General features: G+C 61.0%; 24 protein-coding genes and 2 riboswitches. Of the genes, 12 read left to right on the top strand and 12 right to left on the bottom strand.

Translation table 11 applies throughout. From position 1 onward, the window contains the following. The 10 genes from PSAKL28_RS13850 to PSAKL28_RS13805 are packed head-to-tail and all read left to right on the top strand — an operon-like array spanning window position 1 to window position 6438. Window positions 1–543 carry a PilN domain-containing protein gene (locus PSAKL28_RS13850; protein WP_038611331.1) on the top strand — a complete coding sequence of 181 codons (543 nt, stop codon included), beginning with the start codon at window positions 1–3 and terminating at the stop codon, window positions 541–543. After that, complete coding sequence (locus tag PSAKL28_RS13845) at window positions 530–1078, top strand: GspMb/PilO family protein (RefSeq protein WP_038611328.1); 549 nt, start codon at window positions 530–532, stop codon at window positions 1076–1078. The genes PSAKL28_RS13850 and PSAKL28_RS13845 overlap by 14 nt, the downstream gene beginning before the upstream one ends. Further along, window positions 1078–1578 carry a hypothetical protein gene (locus PSAKL28_RS13840; protein ID WP_038611325.1) on the top strand — a complete coding sequence of 167 codons (501 nt, stop codon included), beginning with the start codon at window positions 1078–1080 and terminating at the stop codon, window positions 1576–1578. Before PSAKL28_RS13845 ends, PSAKL28_RS13840 begins: the two co-directional genes overlap by 1 nt. Further along, window positions 1575–3398 carry a secretin GspD/PilQ domain-containing protein gene (locus tag PSAKL28_RS13835; protein WP_038611322.1) on the top strand — a complete coding sequence of 608 codons (1824 nt, stop codon included), beginning with the start codon at window positions 1575–1577 and terminating at the stop codon, window positions 3396–3398. The genes PSAKL28_RS13840 and PSAKL28_RS13835 overlap by 4 nt, the downstream gene beginning before the upstream one ends. A gap of 3 nt (window positions 3399–3401) precedes the next feature. Continuing rightward, entirely contained in the window at window positions 3402–3875 is a 474-nt protein-coding gene (locus PSAKL28_RS13830; protein WP_038611319.1) for a prepilin-type N-terminal cleavage/methylation domain-containing protein, read from the top strand. 5 nt (window positions 3876–3880) lie between these two features. Next, window positions 3881–4255 (top strand): type II secretion system protein, encoded by a 375-nt coding sequence (locus tag PSAKL28_RS13825; protein ID WP_038616643.1) that lies wholly within the window; start codon window positions 3881–3883, stop codon window positions 4253–4255. Then, on the top strand, window positions 4230–4760 hold the full coding sequence (locus PSAKL28_RS13820; protein ID WP_038611317.1) for a type II secretion system protein: 531 nt from the start codon (window positions 4230–4232) through the stop codon (window positions 4758–4760). The genes PSAKL28_RS13825 and PSAKL28_RS13820 overlap by 26 nt, the downstream gene beginning before the upstream one ends. After that, window positions 4757–5152, top strand: coding sequence for a curli production assembly/transport protein CsgE (gene csgE / locus PSAKL28_RS13815; RefSeq protein ID WP_038611313.1), 396 nt, complete (start codon window positions 4757–4759; stop codon window positions 5150–5152). Before PSAKL28_RS13820 ends, csgE begins: the two co-directional genes overlap by 4 nt. Continuing rightward, window positions 5149–5568: a curli assembly protein CsgF gene (locus PSAKL28_RS13810; RefSeq protein WP_038611310.1), complete on the top strand. Its 420-nt coding sequence runs from the start codon at window positions 5149–5151 to the stop codon at window positions 5566–5568. The genes csgE and PSAKL28_RS13810 overlap by 4 nt, the downstream gene beginning before the upstream one ends. A gap of 27 nt (window positions 5569–5595) precedes the next feature. After that, window positions 5596–6438 (top strand): CsgG/HfaB family protein, encoded by an 843-nt coding sequence (locus tag PSAKL28_RS13805; RefSeq protein WP_038611307.1) that lies wholly within the window; start codon window positions 5596–5598, stop codon window positions 6436–6438. Between the two features lie 130 nt (window positions 6439–6568). Here PSAKL28_RS13805 and PSAKL28_RS13800 read toward each other — a convergent pair whose 3' ends face one another. The 12 genes from PSAKL28_RS13800 to ltrA all read right to left on the bottom strand — a co-directional run bounded on the left by PSAKL28_RS13800 (window position 6569) and on the right by ltrA (window position 17310). Beyond that, window positions 6569–6814 (bottom strand): DUF1272 domain-containing protein, encoded by a 246-nt coding sequence (locus PSAKL28_RS13800; protein ID WP_038611304.1) that lies wholly within the window; start codon window positions 6812–6814, stop codon window positions 6569–6571. A 14-nt stretch (window positions 6815–6828) separates the two neighbouring features. After that, entirely contained in the window at window positions 6829–7575 is a 747-nt protein-coding gene (gene cobM / locus PSAKL28_RS13795; protein WP_038611301.1) for a precorrin-4 C(11)-methyltransferase, read from the bottom strand. Window positions 7576–7602: 27 nt separating this feature from the next. After that, window positions 7603–8004, bottom strand: coding sequence for a cobalamin biosynthesis protein (locus PSAKL28_RS13790; protein ID WP_038611298.1), 402 nt, complete (start codon window positions 8002–8004; stop codon window positions 7603–7605). A 1-nt stretch (window position 8005) separates the two neighbouring features. Then, window positions 8006–8698: a CbtA family protein gene (locus tag PSAKL28_RS13785; RefSeq protein WP_038611295.1), complete on the bottom strand. Its 693-nt coding sequence runs from the start codon at window positions 8696–8698 to the stop codon at window positions 8006–8008. Window positions 8699–8708: 10 nt separating this feature from the next. Further along, window positions 8709–8894 carry a CbtB domain-containing protein gene (locus PSAKL28_RS13780; RefSeq protein WP_038611292.1) on the bottom strand — a complete coding sequence of 62 codons (186 nt, stop codon included), beginning with the start codon at window positions 8892–8894 and terminating at the stop codon, window positions 8709–8711. Window positions 8895–9015: 121 nt separating this feature from the next. Further along, a riboswitch (cobalamin riboswitch) is annotated at window positions 9016–9237 on the bottom strand. A gap of 34 nt (window positions 9238–9271) precedes the next feature. Beyond that, window positions 9272–9598: a hypothetical protein gene (locus PSAKL28_RS13775; RefSeq protein WP_038611290.1), complete on the bottom strand. Its 327-nt coding sequence runs from the start codon at window positions 9596–9598 to the stop codon at window positions 9272–9274. Beyond that, window positions 9585–10283 carry an AzlC family ABC transporter permease gene (locus tag PSAKL28_RS13770; RefSeq protein WP_038611287.1) on the bottom strand — a complete coding sequence of 233 codons (699 nt, stop codon included), beginning with the start codon at window positions 10281–10283 and terminating at the stop codon, window positions 9585–9587. Before PSAKL28_RS13770 ends, PSAKL28_RS13775 begins: the two co-directional genes overlap by 14 nt. Next, a complete protein-coding gene (locus PSAKL28_RS13765; RefSeq protein WP_038611284.1) occupies window positions 10273–11190 on the bottom strand; it encodes a sugar phosphate isomerase/epimerase family protein in 918 nt (305 codons plus the stop codon). Before PSAKL28_RS13765 ends, PSAKL28_RS13770 begins: the two co-directional genes overlap by 11 nt. After that, window positions 11187–13613 carry an ATP-grasp domain-containing protein gene (locus tag PSAKL28_RS26510; protein WP_051939379.1) on the bottom strand — a complete coding sequence of 809 codons (2427 nt, stop codon included), beginning with the start codon at window positions 13611–13613 and terminating at the stop codon, window positions 11187–11189. The genes PSAKL28_RS13765 and PSAKL28_RS26510 overlap by 4 nt, the downstream gene beginning before the upstream one ends. Beyond that, complete coding sequence (locus tag PSAKL28_RS13755) at window positions 13610–14884, bottom strand: PLP-dependent aminotransferase family protein (RefSeq protein ID WP_038611281.1); 1275 nt, start codon at window positions 14882–14884, stop codon at window positions 13610–13612. Before PSAKL28_RS13755 ends, PSAKL28_RS26510 begins: the two co-directional genes overlap by 4 nt. Next, window positions 14884–15516 (bottom strand): 2OG-Fe dioxygenase family protein, encoded by a 633-nt coding sequence (locus tag PSAKL28_RS27370; protein WP_257011906.1) that lies wholly within the window; start codon window positions 15514–15516, stop codon window positions 14884–14886. Before PSAKL28_RS27370 ends, PSAKL28_RS13755 begins: the two co-directional genes overlap by 1 nt. Before the next feature lie 84 nt (window positions 15517–15600). After that, entirely contained in the window at window positions 15601–17310 is a 1710-nt protein-coding gene (ltrA, locus tag PSAKL28_RS13750; RefSeq protein WP_038606054.1) for a group II intron reverse transcriptase/maturase, read from the bottom strand. A 1516-nt stretch (window positions 17311–18826) separates the two neighbouring features. Next, window positions 18827–19039: riboswitch (cobalamin riboswitch) on the top strand. Between the two features lie 95 nt (window positions 19040–19134). Here ltrA and cobW point away from each other — a divergent pair. After that, entirely contained in the window at window positions 19135–20202 is a 1068-nt protein-coding gene (gene cobW, locus PSAKL28_RS13745) for a cobalamin biosynthesis protein CobW (RefSeq protein ID WP_038616639.1), read from the top strand. Between the two features lie 3 nt (window positions 20203–20205). Then, a complete protein-coding gene (gene cobN, locus PSAKL28_RS13740) occupies window positions 20206–23967 on the top strand; it encodes a cobaltochelatase subunit CobN (RefSeq protein ID WP_038611278.1) in 3762 nt (1253 codons plus the stop codon). Window position 23968: the final 1 nt, after the last annotated feature.

The following is a 23968-nucleotide window of genomic DNA, read 5'->3' as shown; positions in this document are numbered from 1 at the left end:
ATGCGCCGCCTGGAGCTGGACTTTCAGCCACGGCGCACGGCGCTCTCGGCCTGGGTGCTGCTGGCGGCCGGTGTCGGTCTGCTGGCTGGCGCCCTGGTCCTGGCACAAGGTTTCGGCCAGCAACAGGCGGCGCTCGATCAACAGCTGGAGGCGTTCGAGCGGCAACTGGGCAAGCGCCCTGAGCACGTCGCGTCGCTGACCCCGGCGCAGAGCCGCGAGCAAGCCGAGAAGCTGGCGCAGATGCGCAGTGTCTCGCAGCAGCTGCAGCGGCCCTGGGAACGTCTGTTCGACATGCTTGAAGCCCTGCCGCAGGACGACGTGGCGCTACTGACCCTGACCCCCGATGCACGTAAGGGCCAGGTTCGTATCAGCGCCGAGGCCCGCGACCTGGAAGCCATGCTGACCTTCCACAAGCGTCTGGAAGCCAGCGGCGAGCTGCGCGATGTGTCGTTGCTCAATCACGAAATCATGGCCAAACAGGCCGAGCATCCTGTGCAGTTCAACCTGTCCGCCACCTGGGAGATCGGCAATGCGCATCCATAGCCTGATTCTTCATGAGCGTGCACGGCAGCTGGGTGTGGTTGGCCTGGCGGGCGGTGCGCTGGTCCTGCTGGCCTTGCTGTATGGCGCAGCGGTGGTGCTGCCGCAATGGCAGCAGTTGCAACAGCAGCAGCTGCGTAGCGAAGACGCTCAAGCGCAGTTGCAGCAGTTCAAACGTGGTGACCTGAAACTGCCGCAGGTGCCTCAGCGTGAACTGGAAGACTTCCACAAACAGCTGCCGGCCCAGCCTCAGGCCACCGTGGCCATCGACCGCATCTACAGCCTGGCCAAGGCCGAGCGCATCAGCCTGGCCCGCGGCGAGTACGCCCTGGGCGTCGATCCTAAGACCCAGCTGGCGCGCTACCAGATTCTCTTGCCGGTACGCGGCAGCTACCCGCAGATCCGCCGCTTCGTGCATGCCTTGCTCGGCCAGTTGCCGGCCCTGGTGCTTGAAGACGTCGACCTGCAGCGCAAGAAAATCGGCGACAGCGAGCTGACCGGTCGCCTGCGTATGACCCTTTATCTGTCGAGGTCATGATGAATACTCAACGCCGTCTGGCCTGGCTGGCCTTTCTCGGAGCTGCCGCCGTACTGGCCTGGGCACCGGGATACTTCTTCGACGACGAGTCGGCCGACAGCCAAACCGCGGTCGCCGCCGCCGACAAGACCGCCGTCGCCGCCAGCGAAGCCGCTGCCCAGGCGGCCAAGCCTGCGGCACTCAAGCTGCGCGACCTGTTCCCGAGCAAGAACTGGAAGCCGGCGGCACAGATGGCCACGGTCACCGAACAACCGGTTGCCGTTGCGCCAGTGGCCTTGCCTCCAGCCGCACCGGCACTGCCCTTTCAGTTTGTTGGCCGTCTGGATGATCGCGACGATCAACGCGTGTTCCTGCAAAGCGGCGAGAAACTCTACGTCGTGCGCCGTGGCGACGTGATTGATGACATTTACCGGATCGAGCACATCTCCGCCACGGAGCTGAGCCTGGTCTACCTGCCGTTGCACTTGTCCCAGACTTTGTCTGTAGGGAGCGCACCATGATTTCGTCCAGGCACTGCAACAAGGCGCCATACCTGATGCTTGCACTTTGCGTTGCCCTGGCCGGTTGCGGCACCAGTGGCGTGCGCAAGGATGGCCAGGCGTTGATCGCTGAAGGGCAATACGAAGCAGGTATCTCCATGCTCGAGGAGGCACTCAAGGAGAATCCACGCGACACCGAGCTGAACATCGCCGTGATCCAGGGGCGTCGCCAGTCGGTTGAAGCCTTGCTGACCCAGGCCGACAGCGACCGCAGCCGCCATGATTTTGCGGGGGCGCGCATGGGCTACGGGCGAGTGCTGACCCTGGAACCCAACAACCGCCGCGCCCAGGAAGCGGTACGCCAGATCGAACAGATCGGCAACATCAATGAGCGCGTGGCCCTCGGCCAGGCGGCACTGCGCCAAGGCGATCTGTTTGGCGCCGAGCGGCACATGCGCGAAGTGCTCCTGCTCGATCCGCAGAACCAGGATGGCCTGGCCCTGCGCAAGGACATCGAGTTGGTACAGAGCCGCACCGCGCAGCCCAACCCGCAACTGCGGACCAAGATGGAACGCCCGGTAACCCTGGAATTTCGTGACGCCAACCTGAAAACCATCTTCGAGGTGCTGTCGCAGGTGGCCGGGCTCAACTTCATCTTCGACAAGGACATGCGTCCGGACATGAAGGCCACCATCTTCGTGCGCGATGTGCGCATTGAAGATGCCGTGGCGCTGTTGCTGGAGCAGAACCAGCTGCACCAGAAAGTGGTGAACGACAACACCTTGCTGATCTACCCGGACTCGCCGCAGAAGACCAAGGATTACCAGGAACTGGTGATGCGCACCTTCTACCTGACCAGCATCGATTCCAACACCGCGCTGAACATGGTCAAGACCATGCTCAAGACCCGCGATGTGTTCGTCGATGAGCGCCTCAATACCCTGACCATGCGCGATACCCCCGACGCCGTGCGCATGGCCGAGAAACTGCTGCAGTCGCAAGATCAGTCCAACCCGGAAGTGGTGCTGGAAGTGGAAGTGATGGAGGTAGCCCGCTCGCGGATCCTCGAACTCGGTCTGCAGTGGCCCAATACCTTCGGGGTGCTCAACGAAGACGGCAAGTCCGTGGAAACGCTCGATCAGTTGCGCGGCATCAACTCCTCGCGCATTACCATCTCGCCGTCGCCGCAGGCCAAGATCAACGCCCAGGACAACGACATCAACACCCTGGCAAGCCCGGTGATCCGCGTCAGCAACCGCGAGCAGGCGCGTATCCACATCGGTCAGCGGGTGCCGATTGTCAGCGCCACGTCGGTCCCTTCGACCCAAGGACCGGTGATCACCGAGAGCATCACCTACCTGGATGTCGGTCTCAAACTCGAAGTCACCCCGGTGGTGCACCTGAACAACGAAGTAGCGATCAAGGTGTCCCTGGAAGTCAGCAACGCCAAGCCGCTGGAACCGACTCGCCAGGGCACCATTCCGGTTCAGGTCGACACCCGCAACGCCCAGACCAGCCTGCGTCTGCATGACGGCGAAACCCAGGTGCTGGCGGGGCTGGTACGCAATGACGACGGTGCCAGCGGCAACAAAATTCCGTTGCTCGGCGACATCCCCGGGCTGGGACGGCTGTTTGGCAGCAACCGTAATGACAAGAGCCAGTCGGAGCTGGTGCTGTCGATTACCCCGCGCATCGTGCGCAACCTGCCGTACCAGAGCCCGTCGGACATGGAGTTCCCGTCCGGCACCGAAACCAGCATGCAGATCCGCAACCTCAATCGCCCGATCGAGGTCGACGACGAGCAGCCGCTGGCCGCTGCGCCTACTGCGGTGAGGCCTTAAATCATGAAACGCTCGATGGCAGGTTTCAGCCTGATCGAAGTGATGTTGACCCTGGCGCTGCTCGGGTTGCTCGCCTCGATTGCCGCACCGCTGACCGAAACCCTGGTACGCCGGGGCAAGGAGCAGGAGCTGAAAACCGCGCTGTATCAGCTCCGCGATGCCATCGACGCCTACAAACGCGCCTTCGACGCCGGCTACATCGAGAAATCGCTGAATGCCACCGGTTACCCACCGAGCCTGCAGGTGCTGGTGGACGGTGTGCGCGATGTGCGCAGCGCCAAAGGGGCCAAGTTCTATTTCCTGCGGCGCATCCCCCACGACCCGTTGCTCAGCCACAAGAAAGACGACGAAGGGGGTTGGGGGCTGCGTGCTTACGACAGTTCGGCGCAAAGCCCGCGTGAAGGGGAGGACGTCTTCGACGTTTACTCCAAGGCGCCGGGCAAGGGCCTTAACGGCATCGCCTACGGACAATGGTGACCAGCATGCGACGCAACCAAGGCTTTACCCTGATCGAGTTGCTGGTGGTGATGGCGATCATCGCCACGCTGATGACCATTGCCATGCCGCGCTACTTCCAGAGCCTGGAAACCTCGCGCGAGGCCACCCTGCGGCAAAGCCTGGCGGTGATGCGCGAAGCCCTGGATCACTACTACGGCGACACCGGGCGATATCCCGAGTCGCTGGAGCAACTGGTCGAACAGCGTTATCTGCGCAACGCCCCGCTGGACCCGATCACCGAGCGCCGTGACGGCTGGCAGGTGGTAGCGCCACCGGAAGGTGTGGGTGGTTCGGTGGCCGATATCAAGAGCGGTGCAACCGGGAGGGCGCGTGATGGCAGCTTATATGCCGAGTGGTAGCGCCGCCGAGGCGGGCTTCACTTACCTGGGAGTGCTGTTGCTGATTGCTGTGACCGGCATCGCGCTGGGCTCGACCGTCACCCTGTGGTCGACCCAGGCCCTGCGCGAACGTGAACGCGACCTGCTCTGGGTCGGTAGCCAGTATGCTCAGGCGCTGCGCAGCTACTATCGCGATTCGCCAGGCCTGGCCCAGTACCCGCAGACCCTGGACGAACTGCTCGAGGACCCGCGCTATCCCAACCTCAAGCGCCACCTGCGCCGCTTGTACCCCGACCCGATCACTGGAAGCGACGACTGGGGATTGCTGCGCTCCATCGACGGACGTATCACCGGAGTCTATAGCCGGTCCGATCTGACGCCGCTGAAACAGACCGGCTTTGCCGCTCAGTGGTCGGACTTTGAAGGCCTGGAACACTATTCCGACTGGCAGTTCGTGGCCGAGAAAGCCTTCTCCGAATCCGCCGCCGGTGGTCGCAAGGGCCTGACCCAGGGAGCAGGGCAATGAACCGCCAACTGACCGCCTGCGCCCTGGCTCTGGTGCTGCTGGCCGGCACTGCCCGGGGCGGCGCCGAGGACGAGATGATGGGCTTTATCGTCGACAACACCATCTCGCACATCGGCCACGACTTCTATTACAGCTTTGCCGAGCGGCTGCGTGCCACCAGCCGCCTGGATTTCAACCTGGTGGTACGGGAACGGCCGGACGCACGCTGGGGCAGCCTGGTGACGGTCGAGTATGAACAACGCGTGGTCTACCGGCGCTTTCTGCCACCCAACACCACCGAGCTGAAGGACGCCGCGTATGAGGCGGCTGACCTGGTCAAGGAGCAGATCATCCAGCGCAAGCTGCAGATGCTGCTGCAGGACACCACCGATCTTGAGAGGGACGAGCTATGAATAACAACAATACCCGCCGCCTGGCCTCCCTGGTTCTGCTGACTGCCCTGGGCAGCCAGGCCGGTGCCACCGAACTTGTGTACACCCCCATCAACCCCGCATTTGGCGGCAACCCGCTGAACGGCACCTGGTTGCTCAACAACGCCCAGGCCCAGAACGACCACGAAGACCCGGCGATCAAGGACCGTGCCTCGGCGCTTGCCGGTACGTCATCCCTGGAACGCTTCACCAGCCAGCTCGAGTCGCGGCTGCTGTCGCAATTGCTCAACAACATCAATAACGGCACCACCGGCAGCCTGCAGACAGACGCCTTTATCATCAACGTGCTCGATGACTCTGGGGCCTTGACCATCCAGATCACCGACCGTGCAACAGGCGAAATTTCAGAAGTTCTGGTGAACGGCCTGAACCCTTGAAGGGTGGGGCAAAGGGGAGTGACAACCATGAAACGAATTCTGACCGCACTGCTGATCTTCGCTGTTCTGCAAGGCTGCAACCTGCGCAAACCGATGCCGGCCGAGCAGGACAGTGAAAGCCCGACGCTGACCCCGCGGGCTTCGACCTACTACGACCTGCTCAACATGCCGCGGCCCAAAGGCCGGCTGATGGCGGTGGTGTATGGTTTCCGTGACCAGACCGGGCAATACAAGCCAACCCCGGCCAGCTCGTTCTCGACCAGCGTCACCCAGGGCGCGGCGAGCATGCTGATGGACGCCCTGCAGGCCAGCGGCTGGTTTGTGGTGCTGGAGCGCGAAGGGCTGCAGAACCTGCTGACCGAGCGCAAGATCATCCGTGCGTCGCAGAAAAAACCGGACACGCCGGTGAACATCCAGGGCGAACTGCCACCGCTGCAGGCGGCCAACCTGATGCTTGAAGGCGGCATCATCGCCTACGACACCAACGTGCGCAGTGGCGGCGAGGGCGCGCGCTACCTGGGTATCGATATCTCCCGCGAGTACCGGGTCGATCAGGTGTCGGTCAACCTGCGGGCCGTGGATGTGCGCAGCGGTCAGGTGCTGGCCAACGTCATGACCAGCAAGACCATCTACTCGGTCGGCCGCAGCGCCGGGGTGTTCAAGTTCATCGAGTTCAAGAAACTGCTCGAAGCCGAGGTCGGCTATACCACCAACGAACCGGCGCAGCTGTGTGTGCTGTCGGCCATCGAATCGGCGGTGGGGCATCTGCTGGCCCAAGGTATCGAGCGGCGCTTGTGGCAAGTGGCGGGCGACGATAGCGGTGACAAGGCGACCCTGGACAAGTACCTGAGCCAGTATCAAACCCCATGAGCGGAGCAGGCAACACGGGTGGGAGCGGGCTTGCTGTGGGAGCGGGCTTGCCCCGCGATTGAGGCCCGTCAGCCACATCGCATCGCGGGGCAAGCCCGCTCCCACCAGGGGTATCTGCCCCACCCAATTGTCAGTGGGTCGGGCAGCCTTGTTCCTTGACGATCCGTTTACTCGACGCCGGATACTTCACCAGCTTCTCTGCCGCCCGTGACGGTCGCCTCACCAGTTCACCACCACAGTTGGGGCACTGGCCCTTGAGCTGACGCTCATTGCAGTCCTTGCAAAACGTGCATTCGAACGAGCAGATCAGTGCATCCTGGCTGTCGCCGGGCAGGTCACCACCGCAGCATTCACAGTTGGGGCGCAATTCGAGCATGGTCAGGTCCTCTGTCAGGGGCGATAGAGATGGGCATGGCTGGCGCGGTACAGCGCCGACTCGGAAAAGCTGTCACTGGCCAGTACCCGGCCGACCAGGATCAGTGCGGTACGGCGAAAACCCTTGGCCTGCACCTGCTGGACAATACCATCAAGGGTATCCAGCACCCAGTCCTGGTCCGGCCAGGTAGCGCGATGGACCACCGCAATCGGGCAGTCACCGCCGTAATGCGGGCGCAGTTCTTCGACGATCTTCTCCAGGTGCTTGACCCCCAGGTGAATCGCCAGGGTGCTGCGATGGCGGGCGAGGTCGGCCAGTTGCTCACCTGCGGGCATTGGCGATTTGTCGCCGTAGCGGGTGAGAATCACGGTCTGGGCGATGTCCGGCAGCGTCAGTTCGCAGCCGAGCAGGGCGGCGCTGGCGGCCACGGCGGTAACCCCCGGGATGATCTCGTAGGGAATACCCAGTTCGCGCAGGTAGCGGATCTGTTCACCGATGGCGCCGTATAGGCTGGGGTCGCCGCTGTGTACCCGGGCCACATCCTGGCCCCGCTCGTGCGCCTGCTTGATCGCCTCGATGATCTCGGCCAGATGCAGCTCGGCACTGTTGATGACTGTCTCGGCGCGATGCCCTTCGAGCACCGCCGCCGGTACCAGGGAGCCGGCATAGATGATTACCGGGCAGCGATGGATCAGACGCTGGCCCTTGACGGTGATCAGCTCGGGATCGCCGGGGCCGGCACCGATGAAATAGACGGTCATGCGGAGTCCTTGAAGAGAAAGCGCGGATTATCCGCCAAAGCCTGTGGTTGTAGCCAATGCCAGGCTGGCGTCGGCCAATAGGGTACGGGTAACGCGCAATTGTGCCGGGCCTGCGAGGTGCTCGGCCAGCGCCAGTGCCGCGCTTTCGGAGGCGCCATAGCAACCGCTGTGCTGGTAGGCGACGGCCGAGCGATGGCTCAGGCGCGGCTCGTAGGCGGCCAGTTGTGTGGCGCTGAAGAATAGCAGAGGCACCTTGAGGCGCCGGGCCAGTTGTTGCAGCCCGGGTTCGTCGTGCTTGAGGTCGATACTGGCAAGGCCCGCGACTGCGCTCAGCGGCAAGTCGTGGGCCTTGAGGGTCTGCTCCAGCAGGTGGCCCAGGGTGTCGGCGGGGCAACCCCGTCGGCAACCCAGGCCGACGAACAGGTGCATGTCAGGCCTGGTTCGGGCGACGGAACAACCAGGCACTGATCAGGCCCAGGGCCAGCCAGAACGCGGCGTTGGTCAGCAGGGAGGCGACCTTGAATTCGGCTTCCAGCGCCTCTGGGGCAAGCATTTCGTGCACTTCAGGTTGCGGTGCGCCAATCACATGAGGCACCACCAGCAGTACCACGCCCAGCGCTTTAAGCAGCCAGTTGTGGGCGAACACGATCAAGCCAAGCCCGACGGCGGTGGCTGCTGCGGTACCTACCCACCAGGCCTGGCGCTGGGCCAGATCGGCTGCAGCAGTACCTGGCAGTTCTGGTGGCAGGCCCAGAGTAGGCGCCAGGCAGAACACGGCAAAGCCACCCAGGCCCCACAGTGCGCCACTGACCACGCTGTTTGGCGCGCGCAGGGTATACAGCGCAGCGAGGATCAGGGCAAAGCCGACGGCGACCACCAGGTTACCACCCGTGGTCGACAGTACCCGTTGCCAGCCGTCTTCCGGTGCCCAGGCTTCGCTGTCGTGGTGGTGATCGGCAGCCACGCCAGGGGCATGTTCATGCGCTTCAACCGCAGGCGCTGCGCTTTCATAGGTTTCCGCCTGGAGAATCAGCGGCGCGACCCAGAAGCTTTGCAGCAGGGTCAACAGCAGGGCGGCCAGCAGGCCGGCAAACCCTGCGGTACTGGCAATACGCTTGATCATCGCAGGGCACTCAGTGGCAAGGGAAGGCGGCGCTGTGGCGGGTATCGTGGGCGGCATTGTGCACCGCTTCGATGTGCGAGAAACCGGCAAAGTAGACCAGGCACAGGCCCAGCAGCGAGGCACCGACGGCAACCAGCAGGCGCTGACTGAGGCTTGACGGGGTAACGGCGGAGTGACTGGCGGTACTGATAGGCATGGCGCTTTCCTCTTGGTGTTGTTCGGCAACAGGCAAGCGCAAGAAACCCCTGCACGGAACTCGCCCAGGGGTTGCAACAGCGCCCGCCCACCGCGGGTTTGTCAGGTTCAGCAGCGCATTCGCGCACTGTAAGTTGCGGGCCGGTCTCCGGGCTCGCGAGGGGTTGGCATTAACCGACCTGCAAGCATCACCTTCCCATGCCGCACTGGCACAGTGGATCTGACGCTTCACTCGCTTACCGTTGCGGGGGCAGCACCGGACTGACATGGCTTTAGAGTAAAGCACATGGTTCACCGGCTTCCCGTTTCACCCTGTGAAGGGCACCCGTAACAATCTGTGTAGGAGAGCATGGGCGCGGGACTTGAGTCAATCGACGACTAACGCATTGCTAGCAGAACGTACACGCCCAGCGCGATGAGAAAGGCGTAGTAGGGCTTGAGCCGCGTGCGGCTCAGTAGCCAGGCCAGGGCCACAGGCCAGATCCACAGCGTCGACGGGGTCTGCTGACTGGCCAGCGGATAAAGTGATCCCGCCAGCAGACTGATCAGCATCGCAACCGAGGTGTACTTGCCGAGGCGGTCGATGAAGGCGCGAACGCCGCTGGGCAGCCGCTCGATTTCCACCGCCAGCGGTAACAGCCGGCAGACGGCCGATATCAGCGCGCAGATCAGCACATACAGCCAGAACGTACTAGGTTCGGTCATAGGCATAACTCGCCACCATGGTAACGGCGAGGACCAGCATCAGACTGATCTGCCCCAGCCACAGCAGACTCGCGGCAGTGGTCAGCCCGGCGATCCATTGGGCGTGGAAGCTGTGGCGCTCGCGGGCCATCTTGCCCAGCGAGGCGCTGATGAAGATCGCGATCACTACGCTGACGTCATCCATCAGCGCACTGTCGGCCAGACTGGCGAAGCAATAACCGGCCATGGTGCCAAGTAGCGCGGCGGCGTACAGCGTGAAGCACACAGTGTTCGCGTAGGGGCGGCTGATCGGCTGCAGTTCCTTGCGTATCGACATGAGGGTGAAGGCCGCATTGGCCATCACCGCCAGTGCCGGAACGAACGCTGTTTTTGCACCTTTGAGGCTGGACTTCAGGCTCAGGGTGAAGATCAGAAACCGCAGATTGATACTCAGCGCCGATACCAGAACGCCAAACGCGTTCAACAGATGCGCAGGTGTCTCCAGCAAAGTGAGCTGCAGCGGCGAAGCCATCACCGTGCCGCTGAACACCACCATCGCCGGTAGATCCAGGCCATGGCGCCGCCCGAGCATGCCGATCAGGGTGAACGTCAGCGACAGCGAGAACACGAACGGCAACGCATCGCGGATGCCAGACGCAATCTCGCTGCGTGGCGCACGTTCGAGTCGTGCAGGCTCAACCGGCATGGATGTTTTGCTGAGCCCTGGCGAGCAGGTGTTGCATGCCAGCTTTGTAGGCCAAGGCCTTTTCCAGATAGTACGCGGTGGAAAAGCGCGGAATGAACTCTTCCACCACTGCCACACCGCGATAGCCGTTGAGCGCGAAGCGGTTCAATACATCGCTCAAGGGCAAATTGCCTTCGCCAATTGGCAAGTGCTGGTGGTGGGTGTCGTTGAGGTCGGCAATGTGCAGGTGGCGGGTGACCGGCGCCAGTGTCGCGATGGCCTCAAACAGGCTCTGTCCATAAGGCAGCAAGGAACATAAATGGGTTACATCTATGGTCACGTAGCAGCCGGTCTGCTGATGGAAGTACACATGCTCTTCGACGGTGAACACCGGAAACTTCGGACGCTGGCCCCCCATGTTTTCCAGACACAGCGCGATATCCCCTGTGTCACAACGCGCCGTGACCTGCTTGATGGCCTCGATCAGGTTCGTCATCAGCACGTCGTTGCCCAGCTGGTCCTTGTAGCCGGGATGAAATGTGACGCTGGTCGCGCCGGCTTGACGTGAAAAGTCCACCGCCGCGCTCAAGCAGTCCACTGCTTGTGCACGCTCATCCAGATCACTGGCGCAGAGGTTGTACTGACGCCCCCACCAACCGGCATGAACCGTCAGGGTGATCTCATTTTGCTCGGTAAACTGACGGATCTGCCGGGCCAGCGTCTGTCGTTCATCGTTGCTCAAGGACCAGAATACAGTTTCGGCGTCTTCACCGATTTCGAATTCGACCGCCTTGAAGTGCCTGGCCAGGTCGGTGATCGAGCCAAGAATGTCCGCTGGGTTGTCGTATACATTCGTGGAAAAGGAGATCTGCGGGAAATCCGCACTGATCGGGCCATCGATGTGATACAGGGTCTCTTTCGTGGTCATTGCGCCTGTCCTTGGGTGTTGAGCAATGGGTGGGAGATGGCAGCGTTGAAGGCTTTTCGGTCGTCATCGGCGCCACAGGCCAGCAATACATAACCGTGCCGGTCGCAAGAGCTGTGGATGGGCTGTCCAAACTTGTCGTGATTGAGCGACGCGTGCAGTGCAAACGGGTGTCGCAGCAAGTGCGCGTGCAGGTGTTGCGGGTCGGTTGCGTCATCCGCTTCGATGTGGCGGATCGCCATTTGCACGTATTGGCGTTCGGGCACGGGTAATGGGACGCCGGTCATTGCCGCGATGGTGCTAGCAGCAAGATGCACGCCTGTGGTTCGCCAGACCATTTCCCAAATCTGGTCGCCGCCGAAACGGGTCTGGGTTTCGATGAAGTGCAGGCGTTGACCGTCGATCTTGATCTCGGTGTGCGCCGGGCCCCAGCGGTTATCCATGCGATCGAGCAACCACAGCACCGCATCCTTGATCTGCGAACGGCGGGTGTCGTCCAGATCGGCGGGGAAATCATGTCCGGTTTCGACGTAACCCGGAGCACCACTGGTGTGCTTGCGGGTGATGCCGAGAATCTGGTGCTGGCCGTTCAGGCTCAGGGACTCAACGCTGTATTCATCGCCGCTGGCGAACGCTTCGATCAGGTTGTGCCCCTGCAGAGACAGGTCGTCGGTATCCTCTGGCTTGCTGATTGCGTAGACGCCTTGGCTGCCCGAGCCGTTGACGGGTTTGACAATCGCCGGGCCGTGGCGGGCTACAAAGACGCGGGCATCATCGGCACTGTCGATGGCGGCGCAGGGCAACTCGTAGCGACTGCCTTGCAACAGTTGACGGAACAGTAGTTTGTCGCGGCTGACCTCGACACTGTGCAGGTTGTTGTGCGCAATACCCAGCCGCTCTCCCAGCTGTGAGGCAGGTATCAGACCCTGTTCCGAAAATGACAGCACGGCATCGAACGGCCGTTGCCGATGAAGCCGCATGATCGTTTCGCTGTAAGCGGCTAGATTGGCGATGTCGGCGGTCAGTACCAGGGACGCGTGTTGACGCTGGTAGTCCGACAACTGATCGGGTTGTTGTACGAGGGTGAAGCGAAAGCGCTGCGCTGTATCCCAATCCAGCCCCGAATCCCGTCCACCGATCAGCAGAATGTGTTTGGCCTGCGCATCTCCGGGGCTTTCGGCGTACACGTCGACGTCGGCAACAGCCAGCAGGGACGCGCGCAGGCTGGCGGTATCAGGTTGGCGGAATTCAATGTACAGGTAATTCTGAAAACCGTTGCTGACCGGCCCGATACGCTCACCCGGTCTGACATAGGCATACCAGCGCTGGAAACCCGGAAGGTCGCGGATGCGATCGACCTGATGCACACCGTCGTAGGTCCTGTCTGCGCGGGCAAAGGGCGTGACGATTCCGAACGAGCGTTGGGGCGTGCCGGACTCGGCCTGGGGCAGTGGTTCACCGGAAAGGGCGCGGTGGTAGCAGACGTCCAGCGGCATCCGCCATGCCTGGCGTATCACGTGAATTCGGCTGCCTCCAGGCCGTGCGCCGACTTCCAGAATACGAGGCCCGTGTGCGGTGAGAATGAATTCGACATGGGCAAATGTGCCTTTGAGCCCCAGGGCTTTCACGGCGTCGTGGGCTAGACGATGGCAGCGCCCCTTCAACGCAGCGTCGGATTCCAGTATCGAAGGCGTGTAGCGGGCGAAGTGCTGAAAGTCGCTCTGGCCGATATCCACCCCGGAAATCACATCGACCATCGGGAAACTGCTGATGGTCCCGTCAGGGCTGATGGCACAATCGATGGAGTGGTTGGAACCTTGCAGGTACTCCTCAAGCAGTAACTGATCGGTTTCCCGGTGTTTGCCGTTCACATAGCGTTGCAGCGCCGGCCATTCGTGTCGTTTGTAATCCAGCAGTTCCTGAGGGTCGTGGATGCAGCGTACGAACAGGCTGCTGTAGAGGTTTGTCGGTTTGAGGATGAACGGGTAGGGCAGTTCGTCAGGGCGCGTGAGCAGGTCATCGATGCGCACCGCCAGCGACATCACTTGCAGGTCCGGATTGGACGACTGCTGGAAGCATTGGCGTTGCAGGGCCTTGTCGAGAGTGTTTTCCACGTTTCGATGCAGGTGCGCCAGCGCCGGCAGTGCAGCGCACAGCCCGGCCGTGATCGCAACATACCCCTCACGAAAGTTCAGCACGCTAGTAAAGCTGTGCTTGTCCAGGAGCCGCCGGGTCAAATCAATCAGTTCTGCAGTGAGGCCCTTGGAAAAATCGTAATGGGCCGTTGGCGGAATCTTTGCTGCATCGGCGATTTTGCGGGTTGCACGGCTGTCGGCGATGAGCAGCGGTGTGATGCCCTCGGCAATTAGGCCTTCGTATTCGCCATCGCGAATGTTGCCAACTATCAGGCTGCTTGGCGTATTCATCGGCAGGGCTCCTGGTCGAAGCTATAGTGAATCCGGTTCAGACGGTGGCAAATGTGCGTCAGGCAGATTCGCTCTGTGCCGTTCGTCCCGCCGGTCAAAACGTTGCGCAAGATGTGTGCAAGGGCGTCCAGATCCTCGTTGGTGATACCCAGCCGAGTGATTTCCTGAACGCCGAATCGCAGGCAGTCACGGCCATTGATGCGCTTGTTGTTGACCCGGATACCAAGCTCGTTGAGCTGTTGGGCTGCATGCGAGCTGAGGGCGCTTTCGAGCAGCAGTAGATGGGTGTCTGTCGGGGGAACTGTCCACCCGGGAAGGTCGGCCAGTGCGTTGTGCAACTGGCGGGCGTTGGCGCACATGCGTTGGGCGTAAGCCTGGCCATAGCGTTCCATTTCCACAAGGAACAGTTGAAGCAGTCCCGGCAGGTTGGGCGAGGACACGAGTGCAGCGCTGACGTTCTGTTCGATCTGCCTGGCGAGGTCGGCACGCCGGCAGACAATCAATGCCCGGTGCGGGCCGGGTAGTGACTTGTGGGTGTTGCCCTGAAGGATGTCGGCGCCCTCATCGAGCGGGTTAGCAAATGCCTGACCGGCGATAAGGCCCAGGGTGTGGGAAGCGTCGTAAATGATCAGCGTCTGGTGGTAGCCGTGGCGGTTGAGCAGATTTCGCAAAGGTTTGACGGGGATCGCATGTGTGGTCAGACCGTGGTCGAGGAGCACGGCAGACGGTTGATGCCCGAGGGTCTGGAGCTGTTTGTCGAAATCGGCCAGATCTATTTGCCCGTCGATGCTCAGTCTGAAGAACAGGCTGAGCCTGCCGATCTTTTGCACCATTGGCCCGGTAGCGAAATGTCCGCCGCTCCCAGGTGACAGGGACAGAACGGTTTTCCCTGGTTCCGTTAATGCCGCCAGCACGCTCAACGTGCAATGGACGCCGGAAAGCAAACGGTACTCAACGAATTCGGCGTTGAACATGAACCGCACAGCCTGGGTCGCGAGTGCCTTGAGCTTTTCGACTTCCGGAAAGTGTTCGACCTGCATGCCGTTGAAGTCGGCAGCATAACGGTGGCCAGCAGTTGTTTGGACATTAAATAAATAACGGTCGTAATGACGGTTTTGTCCAAGTGTGCGAGCAGTCTCGGACAATACATTCTCATTGGCGGTCAGGGATAGTGTGGAAGTCCGTCGTGCGCGTGCCTGATCAAACTGCTCGATAATGTAGTTTTGTACATTGAGGGTGGCGGCCGGAAGTGCGTGAGTGGAATGATTCATTAGTGCTCCGTTAAGTCGAAGTCAATAATCAACATGTCACGAGTGCCTGGATTTGAACTGGCATGAGGCTTTTGCAACGGAGAAACTTCGTGCAGAAGTGTCCGGTCATTCAAAACGACGGTTTCCATGTAATCTGTCAGGGTTGCACTGAATACGGTTTCGCCATTTTCGTGAAACACCCGACTTTCTCCGCCAATGACTAGCTGGCGTTGAATCAGGTGTTGAAAGACAAAGTCATGCCCGTCGCGGTGTCGGCCTTCGGGCGTGGCCTGGCCCGCACTGTGCTCATCGCACGGGATCCGGAACTGATGGCAGGTGACCAGCCAGTCGCGATGGCCGACGGTCAGATCCAGGAGTGCCAGGTCAGCTGCCAGTAGCGTTTGCAGCACGGGCGAGCCGGTAAAGGACGTTTCGCTGCGCGCATAGGTGCGCTGAATGCCACCCAGTAGCGGGTTATGGGCCTGGGTCTGAAAGAAGTGGCAGTTTTCGAGCGTCTTCCAGCGCCTGTCCCGCTGGCGGTACTCGAACTTGCAGATGCGACGCTCGCGAGTGCCGTTGCCGACGCTCAGATAGTTGTCCGGCTGCAGGTTGTTCCAGGTTGCATTGAATGCGCGACACGCTTCGTTACCCAGTTGAGCAACCAGTCGGGTGGGAACTGACCATTACTGGCCAGTTCCCCCCTAAGAACCGTACGTGCGCCTTTCAGCGCATACGGCTCAAGCCTTTACGAAGCTCCCAGAGGGAGCCGGTTTGCTCACGTGCAGACCACGCGTGTGGAGCTGGTTGTGACAGTTGGGGTGCAAGAGTACCCGATTGCCTAGTTCATCGCCACCGCCCAAAGAGCGGTGATTGATGTGGTGGTCGTGCCACCCTGTTTCCCTAGTGATCGGTTGCCCACATAGCTGACATAGACCGCTTTGGCTGGCGAATAGAGTGCCGATTTGTTTCCGGTATTTCAGCTGTTTCAGCATCCGGTCGGTCCTCAGTTTCTCGCCTATAGCTTCCATGGCCGGATCGTAGGGATTGTAATCCCCACTCACCTTCTTATGTCGCTCGATCGGTGTACTCGCAAGCGTGTACAGCTCGACCTCCCGTTTTGTTCCAGCTTCATCAGTCACCGTGGTGGCGAACACCCAGTTCCTATCGCCTAGGGATCGGAAATATTTCTTCCTTACCCAATCGAGGGTCTTGTTTGGGTGTCGCCTTTTCGCCCAACGCCAGAGTTTGATAAACACCCTGTAATCCATTCGGCTATACGCCTGCTTCGCGACTACTGGTTGGTGGTACAGCGCCCAGCCTCTCAGTTTTAGGTTGAGCATTCGGATCAGATCCTCCTGCTTGGCCGTCTTGTGAGAGTCGATCGCCTCTCTGATCTTGCTGTAGAACGCCTTGACGTTCTTCTTGCTCGGCTTGATCAGTAACGTTCCATCGTATTTCCGGAAATTCCATCCAAGAAAGTCGAAGCCTCCGTCGATGTGAACGATCCGCGTCTTTTTGAGTGAAAGCCGCAGTCCGCGCGTTGCGAGGAACTGCTCTACCCAAGGTTTTACTTCGTTTTCCAGCACCTCCGGGGAGGTGCCGGTGATTACGAAGTCGTCGGCGTATCGCACCACGTTCACCTTCAGCTTCTTCGCCCTTGACATCCCCAAGTGTTCCTTGAGGAGTGTTTCCAGACCATCCAGTGCCAGATTTGCCAGCGTCGGGGAGATAATTCCCCCCTGCGGCGTGCCTGCGTCCGTTGCGTGTAACTGCCCCTTGTGAATGACTCCAGCCTTTAACCACTGCCGAAGCATCCGTGTATCCGTGGGGGCGTTCCTTAATAGCCATTCGTGGTTGATGTTGTCGAAGAATCCCTCGATGTCCGCGTCCAATACCCAGCAAGCCGAGGCCCGCTTGGATAGGCACAAGAACAACTGCGCCATCGCATCCGCCGTACAGCGTTCGATCCTGAAGCCGTAGCTGTTCGGATCTCCTCGGGTTTCGGCGATGGGAGATAGGGCCAGCATATACAGCGCTTGCATGGCCCTATCCGTCATGGTCGGTATGCCCAAAGGGCGTTCCCGTCCATCCGATTTCGGGATGTAGACACGCCGTAATGGCCGAGCCTTGTATCCCCGCGTCTTCAATTGATCAACCGCATTCCATTTTGCGTTGGGTGTATCCCAGAGTTGCCTATCGACTCCCGCCGTGCGGCTTCCCTGATTTTCCGTGACTCTCCGTACAGCCAAGTATCTGGCCGACTTTGAGCGGGTAAGCATCCGTTGCAGGGACTTAACCTTGCGCCATTTGCTTTCCCGACAAGCCTTCGCAATTCGCAGCTGCATTTCCCGAACGTTCCGCTGAACTCGACGCCAATCGACGTCGTGCCACTGTTGCGGCTCGCTGGAAAGCGCAGACTCCGAGCATTGATGCTTGAGCGCTATCATGCTGCTTTCCTCTCATTGTTGAATCCACCCATGGAGAGGAGTGCACGTACTACTACCCCTGGTGGGGTCGAGTGCACCCCGCCAGGGCGGAAAAGCAAGGGTCATGGACCCAAGGGTTAATGAGACAGCTTCCTGTCAGTGTAATTGCGACGAAAGACCACGCAGAAGTCTGCCCGGTTTCCCGTGAGGTGATGTTTCAACCTCTATCCAGACTATTACGGTCTGGCATTCGCTTTTTCTGCGATCCCATACCCGCATAACTAACAGTGTTCCTTACGGTCCACCTGCCCTAAGGGCAGTTATACGGGCTTACCACGTTCCCTGTCTGTCACACGACTGGGTTAGGCCCCGCCTTTTCACCGGAGGTTATGATGGCGACGTACCCCCACATCCCACAGGGATATCCAACCTCGTACCATTTTGGTTCATGCCTAACAGCAGTTTTGGCATGGTTATCCTTACGGTGTTTATCAGCGATTCACTTGTGTTGGCCGTACCAGCCAGCCTAGCGCCTCAACCCGGTACTGCTCCGAGTCTCTGCATTCCTCCTCGCGGAAGAGATGCACCCATATGGGGGCTACGTTGTCTGACGGGCTTCACACACCACCGTTGCCAGTGATGCATGCCGTCGTAGGCTACCGTTGGTCGCACAACGAGTCCGCTACTGCTCCATAGAGGCGGCAGTTGGACAATGACAGACAGAGCTTTCGCTCATGTCTCCTGGAAGACCGAACCAAGACAGCAAGATAGCCGTTGGTCGGAAAGTAGATGCCTCCTGATTCAAAATGAGCAGGAGGAGACCCCTGCGGGGGTCGAATCCCCCGCTTGGGTTGGTATGTAGAGGGCTCTCCAAAACCGGATGCTGCTGGTTTTGCGGTCGTGCTACCGAGAGCTGAACGACCTTGGGTTTTGCCATCCGCCGCAGCGGTAAGTTCTTGAAGGCAATGAACTTCTGGGCGGTTTTGTTTCTTGGGGATGGATACCCAAGTATTCGATTTCCTCCCGGAAATCCCATCAAGCTGACCATACAGCTTGGTGGAGGAGACACGCTACGCGTGTCGCACGAGACGCTGGATAATGAGCGCTGCTGGCGTAGTGGTGGCTATTTAGTGATTCGGAAAGTTCATACAGTGCGCTTTCGTCCGAATACCGTATTGCAGTGCTGGAACTCATGTTGCGAACACGCTTTTGGCGTTTGAGGAAAAAGCTCGCAGCGGACTTTGATGGTGGCCGATCATGCAAGAGTTCCTTTCTGGTGTGGTTGGCTCTTCCTGTTGTTGGCTCATGGTTTCTTTGTTGTTTTTATTTATCAATTCGGTTTTTGTAAGAAGATGTAAGTTTGCGGGTTAAGGTCACTATTCTGTGGCTGTTGAGCAGGGGTTGTTATGGGGTGTTAAATTGTAGGAAGTAACTTGCAAATAGAATTTTAAATAATGAGTGTCTGCGGAAAATGCATGAATAAACAATGTCGTTACAACGATAATGCGACAAACGTTGACCCGCCTCCCAAGCATGCGTAGCCTTGCGCTTTCGAGGTTCTTCGGCGCGTGCCGAAGCTAAGAAGGGAACGCGGTTCAAGCCGCGGCTGCCCCCGCAACTGTGAACGGTGATGTTTACTGCCACGCCACTGTCAGCGCTGTCGAAGGCGCTAGCGGGAAGGCGCAGCGAATGCCAGGCCTAAGGCCTGAACACCGTCAGCCAGGAGACCTGCCTCGAACAGTTTCCGACATAAACCGGGCGGGGTGATCCGGTGGCGAACGCGCCCAGGTAGTGATGCCTGCGGCTCTCGTCCCGCATGCCCGCCATCCTGCCAAGGGCATCGACATGAAAACACTGGCCAAACTCCCCGTCACCATCGTTACCGGCTTCCTCGGCTCGGGTAAAACCACGCTGCTGCGGCATATGCTCGACAACGCTCAGGGGCGGCGCATTGCGGTGATCGTCAACGAGTTCGGCGAGCTGGGCATCGACGGCGAGATCCTCAAGCAATGCAGCATCGGTTGCACTGAAGAAGAGGCCAGCGGCCGCGTCTATGAACTGGCCAACGGCTGCCTGTGCTGCACCGTGCAGGAAGAGTTCTTCCCGGTGATGCGTGAGCTGGTTGCCCGTCGCGGCGATCTCGATCACATCCTCATCGAAACCAGCGGCCTGGCCCTGCCCAAGCCACTGGTGCAAGCCTTCCAGTGGCCAGAGATCCGCAACGCCTGCACGGTTGACGCGGTGATCACTGTGGTCGACAGCCCGGCCGTGGCCGCAGGCACCTTTGCCGCCTACCCGGACCAGGTCGATGCCCAGCGCAAACTCGACCCGAACCTGGATCACGAGTCGCCGCTGCACGAACTGTTCGCCGACCAGTTGGCCAGTGCCGACCTGGTGGTGCTGAACAAGGCTGACCTGATTGCCGCCGATGACCTGGCCAAGGTTCGCGCCGAAGTGCAGGAAGAGCTGCCGCCAGCCGTCAAGGTGATCGAAGCCAGCAGCGGCCGTCTGCCACTGGAAGTGCTGCTGGGCCTGGGCGCCGAATCGGAAGCGCATATCGATGGCCGGCGTACTCACCACGACTCGCACCATGACGGCGATGACCACGACGATCACGACCACGATGCCTTCGACTCGATCTCCATCGAGCTGCCGGAAGCCGACGAAAGCCTGCTGCTCGACGCCCTGACCCAACTGGTGGTGCAACACGGCATCCTGCGGGTCAAAGGCTTTGCGGCGATCCCCGGCAAGCCGATGCGTTTGCTGATTCAGGGCGTGGGCACCCGCTTCGACAAACACTTCGACCGCGCCTGGCGCAGTGAAGAGCCGCGCACCACGCGCCTGGTGCTGATCGGCCAGGAACTGGATGCGGCCCAACTGGAAGCGGGCCTGCGCGCCGCCTTGAGCGTCTGATCCATGCACCTGCTGCGGACCCAGCCCGGTGGTTTTGTACCGGACGACAGTATTGCCGATCTCGGCCAGACCCCGGCCGAGCTGGTCATTCTCTGCAGCGGTGACTCACACCTGGCGCTGCTGGCCGAAACCGCCCAGCAACTGCCCGAGGATTTCCCCAGCCTGCGTCTGGCCAACCCGATGCAGGTGCAAAACCATGCCTCGGTCGACCTGTATGTCGACGAGGTATTGCGTCATGCCAAGGTGATTCTGGTGTCGTTGCACGGTGGCGTCGGCTATTGGCGCTACGGTGTCGAGCAACTGCTGGAGCTGGCAGCCCGTGGCGTGCAGCTGATCCTGGTGCCGGGTGATGATCGCCCCGATCCGGAACTTACCAGCCTCAGTACCGTGTCGGCAGAGCAGGCCGAGCGGCTCTGGCACTTCTTGCGCCAGGGTGGCAAGGCCAATGCCCTGAACCTGTTCAATTGCCTGGCCAGCCAGTGGCTGCAGCGCGATTACCCCTGGAGCGAGCCGCAACAGCTGCCACGCACGGCGGTGTATCACCCGCGCAAAGCCAGTGCCGAACTGGCGGACTGGTTTGGCGAGTGGCAGGTTGAACAGCCGGTGGTGCCGATCCTGTTCTATCGTTCGCACCTGCAGGCGGCTAACACGGCCTTTATCGATACCTTTTGCGAGCGCTTGCAACTGGCCGGGCTCAACCCTTTGCCAATTGCAGTGGCCAGCCTTAAAGAGGCCGGTTGCCTGAGTCAGGTCGAAGACTGGCTCGATCAGGTCGACGCCGCATTGATCATCAATACCACCGGCTTTGCCCAGTCCAGCCCCGAGCAACCGCACTTGCGCCCGTTTCGCCGGGATATCCCGGTGCTGCAAGCGATCTGCGCCCAGGACAACGAGCCGGGCTGGCAGGCCAGCGAGCAAGGCCTGGGCGCCCGTGACCTGGCCATGCACATCGTCTTGCCGGAGCTGGACGGGCGCATCATTACCCGGCCGATCAGCTTCAAGGACCTGGCCTGGCGCAGCGAGCGCAGCCAGTCGGATGTGGTCTGTTATCGCCCGCATGCCGAGCGTATGGACTTTGTCGCTGAACTGGCGCGGCGCTGGTGCGCACTGGCGCAGTTGTCCAACCAGGACAAGCGCGTCGCCTTGATCCTGGCTAACTACCCGACCCGTGACGGGCGCATCGGCAACGGCGTCGGCCTGGATACGCCAGCGGCAGCCTTGAACATCCTTCGTGCCCTGCAAGCGCAAGGCTATCCGCTGAGCGCCTTGCCCGACAGCGGCACGGCGCTGATCCAGGCACTGCTCGGCGGCGTCAGCAATGATCTGGACAGCCTGGACCAGCGCCCCTGCCTGCAAAGCATGGCGCTGGAAGATTATCGTGCCGCCTTTGCCGCCTTGCCCCAGGCCAATCAGGACGCCGTGCGCGAGCGTTGGGGCGAGCCGGAGCAGGACCCGATGTTCCGCAACGGGCGGATGATGGTTGCCGGTCTGCGATTTGGCCTGACCTTCGTCGGTATCCAGCCGGCTCGTGGCTATCAACTGGATCAGAGCGCGGTGTACCACGATCCCGATCTGGTACCGCCGCACGGCTACCTGGCGTTCTATTTCTGGCTGCGCCACGGCTTTGCCGCCGACGCCTTGGTCCATGTCGGCAAGCACGGCAACCTGGAATGGCTACCGGGCAAGGGCGTCGGCCTGTCCGCCAGTTGCTGGCCGGACGCATTGCTCGGGCCGTTGCCCAACATCTATCCGTTCATCGTCAATGACCCGGGTGAGGGCGCCCAGGCCAAGCGGCGGACCCAGGCGGTGATTATCGATCACCTGATGCCGCCGCTGACCCGCGCTGAAACCTACGGGCCGCTGCGTCACCTTGAAGCGCTGGCAGACGAATATTACGAAGCGCAACTGCTCGATCCACGTCGAGCCCGTGAGTTGCAACGGGATATTCTCGAGCTGGTGCGCGATAACCACATTGACCGCGAGCTGCAACTGGAAGGCGCACTGGACGATGCTGCCGTCTGGTTGCCGCGTCTGGACACCTACTTGTGCGACCTCAAGGAGTCGCAAATCCGCGACGGCCTGCATGTGTTTGGCGAGTCGCCGAGCGGGCGCTTGCGCATCGATACCTTGCTGGCGCTGTTGCGGGTCGAACGTGGTGATGGCCGCGGCGCCAATGCCAGTTTGCTGCGGGCCCTGGCCAGAGCGCTGGCGCTGGGGTTCGACCCACTCGATTGCGACCTCGGCGAGCCCTGGAACGGCCCGCGTCCGGCGCTGTTGCAGGCGCAGGATGAGGCGTTGTGGCGTACCACGGGAGACACCCGTGAACGCCTGGAACTGCTCGCCGCTCATTACATTGCACACACGTTGGCTGGTACCGCTCAGGTGCCGCAGGCGCCGCAGTGGTCAGACGTGCGCGCCGTGCTCGAGGCGTTGCAACAAACTGTCGCGCCACAACTGGATGCCTGTGGCCCGGCTGAACTGCAAGGGCTGCTGGCCGCCTTGCAAGGCCGCTTCGTTCCGGCCGGCCCCAGTGGCGCCCCCAGTCGCGGGCGTCTTGATGTGCTGCCGACCGGGCGCAACTTCTATACTGTCGATGTGCGCAACCTGCCGACCACCACAGCGTGGCGTATCGGTTTTGCCTCGGCCAACCTGATCCTTGAGCGCCACCTGCAGGACCACGGCGATCACTTGCGCCAGCTCGGCCTGTCGGTGTGGGGCACGGCGACCATGCGTACCGGCGGCGACGATATCGCCCAGGCCATGGCCCTGCTTGGGGTACGCCCGGTATGGGCCAGCGGCAGCCAGCGGGTCGACGACTTCGAGATCCTGCCGTTGAGCCTGCTGGATCGGCCACGGGTCGATGTGACGTTGCGGGTGTCGGGGTTCTTCCGCGATGCCTTCGGCAACCTCATCAAGCTGTTCGATGCGGCGGTGCAGGCGGTGGCCGCGCTGGACGAACCTGATGACCTCAACCCGCTCGCCGCCAGGGTGCGCAGCGAACGTGCCGAGTTCGAGCGTCAGGGCATGAGCCAGGAGCAGGCGGCGCGGCAGGCCGGCTGGCGGATTTTCGGCGCCAAGCCCGGTGCCTATGGCGCCGGCGTGCAGAACGCAATCGACGGGCACTTGTGGCATGAGCGCAAGGACCTTGCCGAGGTCTACCTCAACCACGGCGGTTATGCCTACGGTGCCGCAGATGAAGGCACACCGGCGCGCGCCGACTTTGCCCGGCGCTTGAGCCAGGTGCAGGCGGTGATTCAGAACCAGGATAATCACGAGCACGACTTGCTCGATTCCAACGACTATTACCAGTTTCAAGGTGGCATGCTGGCGGCGGTGGAAAGCCTGGGCGGCAAGCCGGCGGCGAGTTACCACGGTGACCACAGTCAACCGGACCGCCCGCGTATCCGCACCTTGAAAGAAGAGCTCAACCGGGTAATCCGCGCCCGTGCGCTCAATCCGAAATGGATAGACGGGGTCAAGCGTCACGGCTACAAAGGTGCCTTCGAGCTGGCGGCCACCGTCGATAACCTGTTCGCCTTCGATGCCACCACGCACCTGATTGACGATCACCATTACCAGTCGCTGGCCGAGGCTTATGTGCTTGACGCGGCGACCCGCGACTTTATCCGTCAGCACAACCCCCAGGCCCTGCGCGAAATCACCGAGCGCCTGCTCGAAGCCCAGCAGCGCGGCCTGTGGGAGCAACCGGGGGACTACCGAGAGGCCCTCGAAGAGCAATTGCTGGACGGTGAAGAAGAGACTTGAG

Source organism: Pseudomonas alkylphenolica, from assembly GCF_000746525.1.
Classification (GTDB): Bacteria; Pseudomonadota; Gammaproteobacteria; order Pseudomonadales; family Pseudomonadaceae; genus Aquipseudomonas; species Aquipseudomonas alkylphenolica.
Note: the sequence above shows the minus strand (reverse complement) of the source record. Positions and strands in the feature narration are given on the sequence as shown.

Bases quoted from the DNA above. Each gene is read 5' to 3' on its own strand.
- PSAKL28_RS13850 (WP_038611331.1), top strand. From the start codon at position 1: ATGCGCCGCCTGGAGCTGGACTTTCAGCCACGGCGCACGGCGCTCTCG.
- PSAKL28_RS13845 (WP_038611328.1), top strand. From the start codon at position 530: ATGCGCATCCATAGCCTGATTCTTCATGAGCGTGCACGGCAGCTGGGT.
- PSAKL28_RS13840 (WP_038611325.1), top strand. From the start codon at position 1,078: ATGAATACTCAACGCCGTCTGGCCTGGCTGGCCTTTCTCGGAGCTGCC.
- PSAKL28_RS13835 (WP_038611322.1), top strand. From the start codon at position 1,575: ATGATTTCGTCCAGGCACTGCAACAAGGCGCCATACCTGATGCTTGCA.
- PSAKL28_RS13830 (WP_038611319.1), top strand. From the start codon at position 3,402: ATGAAACGCTCGATGGCAGGTTTCAGCCTGATCGAAGTGATGTTGACC.
- PSAKL28_RS13825 (WP_038616643.1), top strand. From the start codon at position 3,881: ATGCGACGCAACCAAGGCTTTACCCTGATCGAGTTGCTGGTGGTGATG.
- PSAKL28_RS13820 (WP_038611317.1), top strand. From the start codon at position 4,230: ATGGCAGCTTATATGCCGAGTGGTAGCGCCGCCGAGGCGGGCTTCACT.
- csgE (WP_038611313.1), top strand. From the start codon at position 4,757: ATGAACCGCCAACTGACCGCCTGCGCCCTGGCTCTGGTGCTGCTGGCC.
- PSAKL28_RS13810 (WP_038611310.1), top strand. From the start codon at position 5,149: ATGAATAACAACAATACCCGCCGCCTGGCCTCCCTGGTTCTGCTGACT.
- PSAKL28_RS13805 (WP_038611307.1), top strand. From the start codon at position 5,596: ATGAAACGAATTCTGACCGCACTGCTGATCTTCGCTGTTCTGCAAGGC.
- PSAKL28_RS13800 (WP_038611304.1), bottom strand. From the start codon at position 6,814: ATGCTCGAATTGCGCCCCAACTGTGAATGCTGCGGTGGTGACCTGCCC.
- cobM (WP_038611301.1), bottom strand. From the start codon at position 7,575: ATGACCGTCTATTTCATCGGTGCCGGCCCCGGCGATCCCGAGCTGATC.
- PSAKL28_RS13790 (WP_038611298.1), bottom strand. From the start codon at position 8,004: ATGCACCTGTTCGTCGGCCTGGGTTGCCGACGGGGTTGCCCCGCCGAC.
- PSAKL28_RS13785 (WP_038611295.1), bottom strand. From the start codon at position 8,698: ATGATCAAGCGTATTGCCAGTACCGCAGGGTTTGCCGGCCTGCTGGCC.
- PSAKL28_RS13780 (WP_038611292.1), bottom strand. From the start codon at position 8,894: ATGCCTATCAGTACCGCCAGTCACTCCGCCGTTACCCCGTCAAGCCTC.
- PSAKL28_RS13775 (WP_038611290.1), bottom strand. From the start codon at position 9,598: ATGACCGAACCTAGTACGTTCTGGCTGTATGTGCTGATCTGCGCGCTG.
- PSAKL28_RS13770 (WP_038611287.1), bottom strand. From the start codon at position 10,283: ATGCCGGTTGAGCCTGCACGACTCGAACGTGCGCCACGCAGCGAGATT.
- PSAKL28_RS13765 (WP_038611284.1), bottom strand. From the start codon at position 11,190: ATGACCACGAAAGAGACCCTGTATCACATCGATGGCCCGATCAGTGCG.
- PSAKL28_RS26510 (WP_051939379.1), bottom strand. From the start codon at position 13,613: ATGAATACGCCAAGCAGCCTGATAGTTGGCAACATTCGCGATGGCGAA.
- PSAKL28_RS13755 (WP_038611281.1), bottom strand. From the start codon at position 14,884: ATGAATCATTCCACTCACGCACTTCCGGCCGCCACCCTCAATGTACAA.
- ltrA (WP_038606054.1), bottom strand. From the start codon at position 17,310: ATGATAGCGCTCAAGCATCAATGCTCGGAGTCTGCGCTTTCCAGCGAG.
- cobW (WP_038616639.1), top strand. From the start codon at position 19,135: ATGAAAACACTGGCCAAACTCCCCGTCACCATCGTTACCGGCTTCCTC.
- cobN (WP_038611278.1), top strand. From the start codon at position 20,206: ATGCACCTGCTGCGGACCCAGCCCGGTGGTTTTGTACCGGACGACAGT.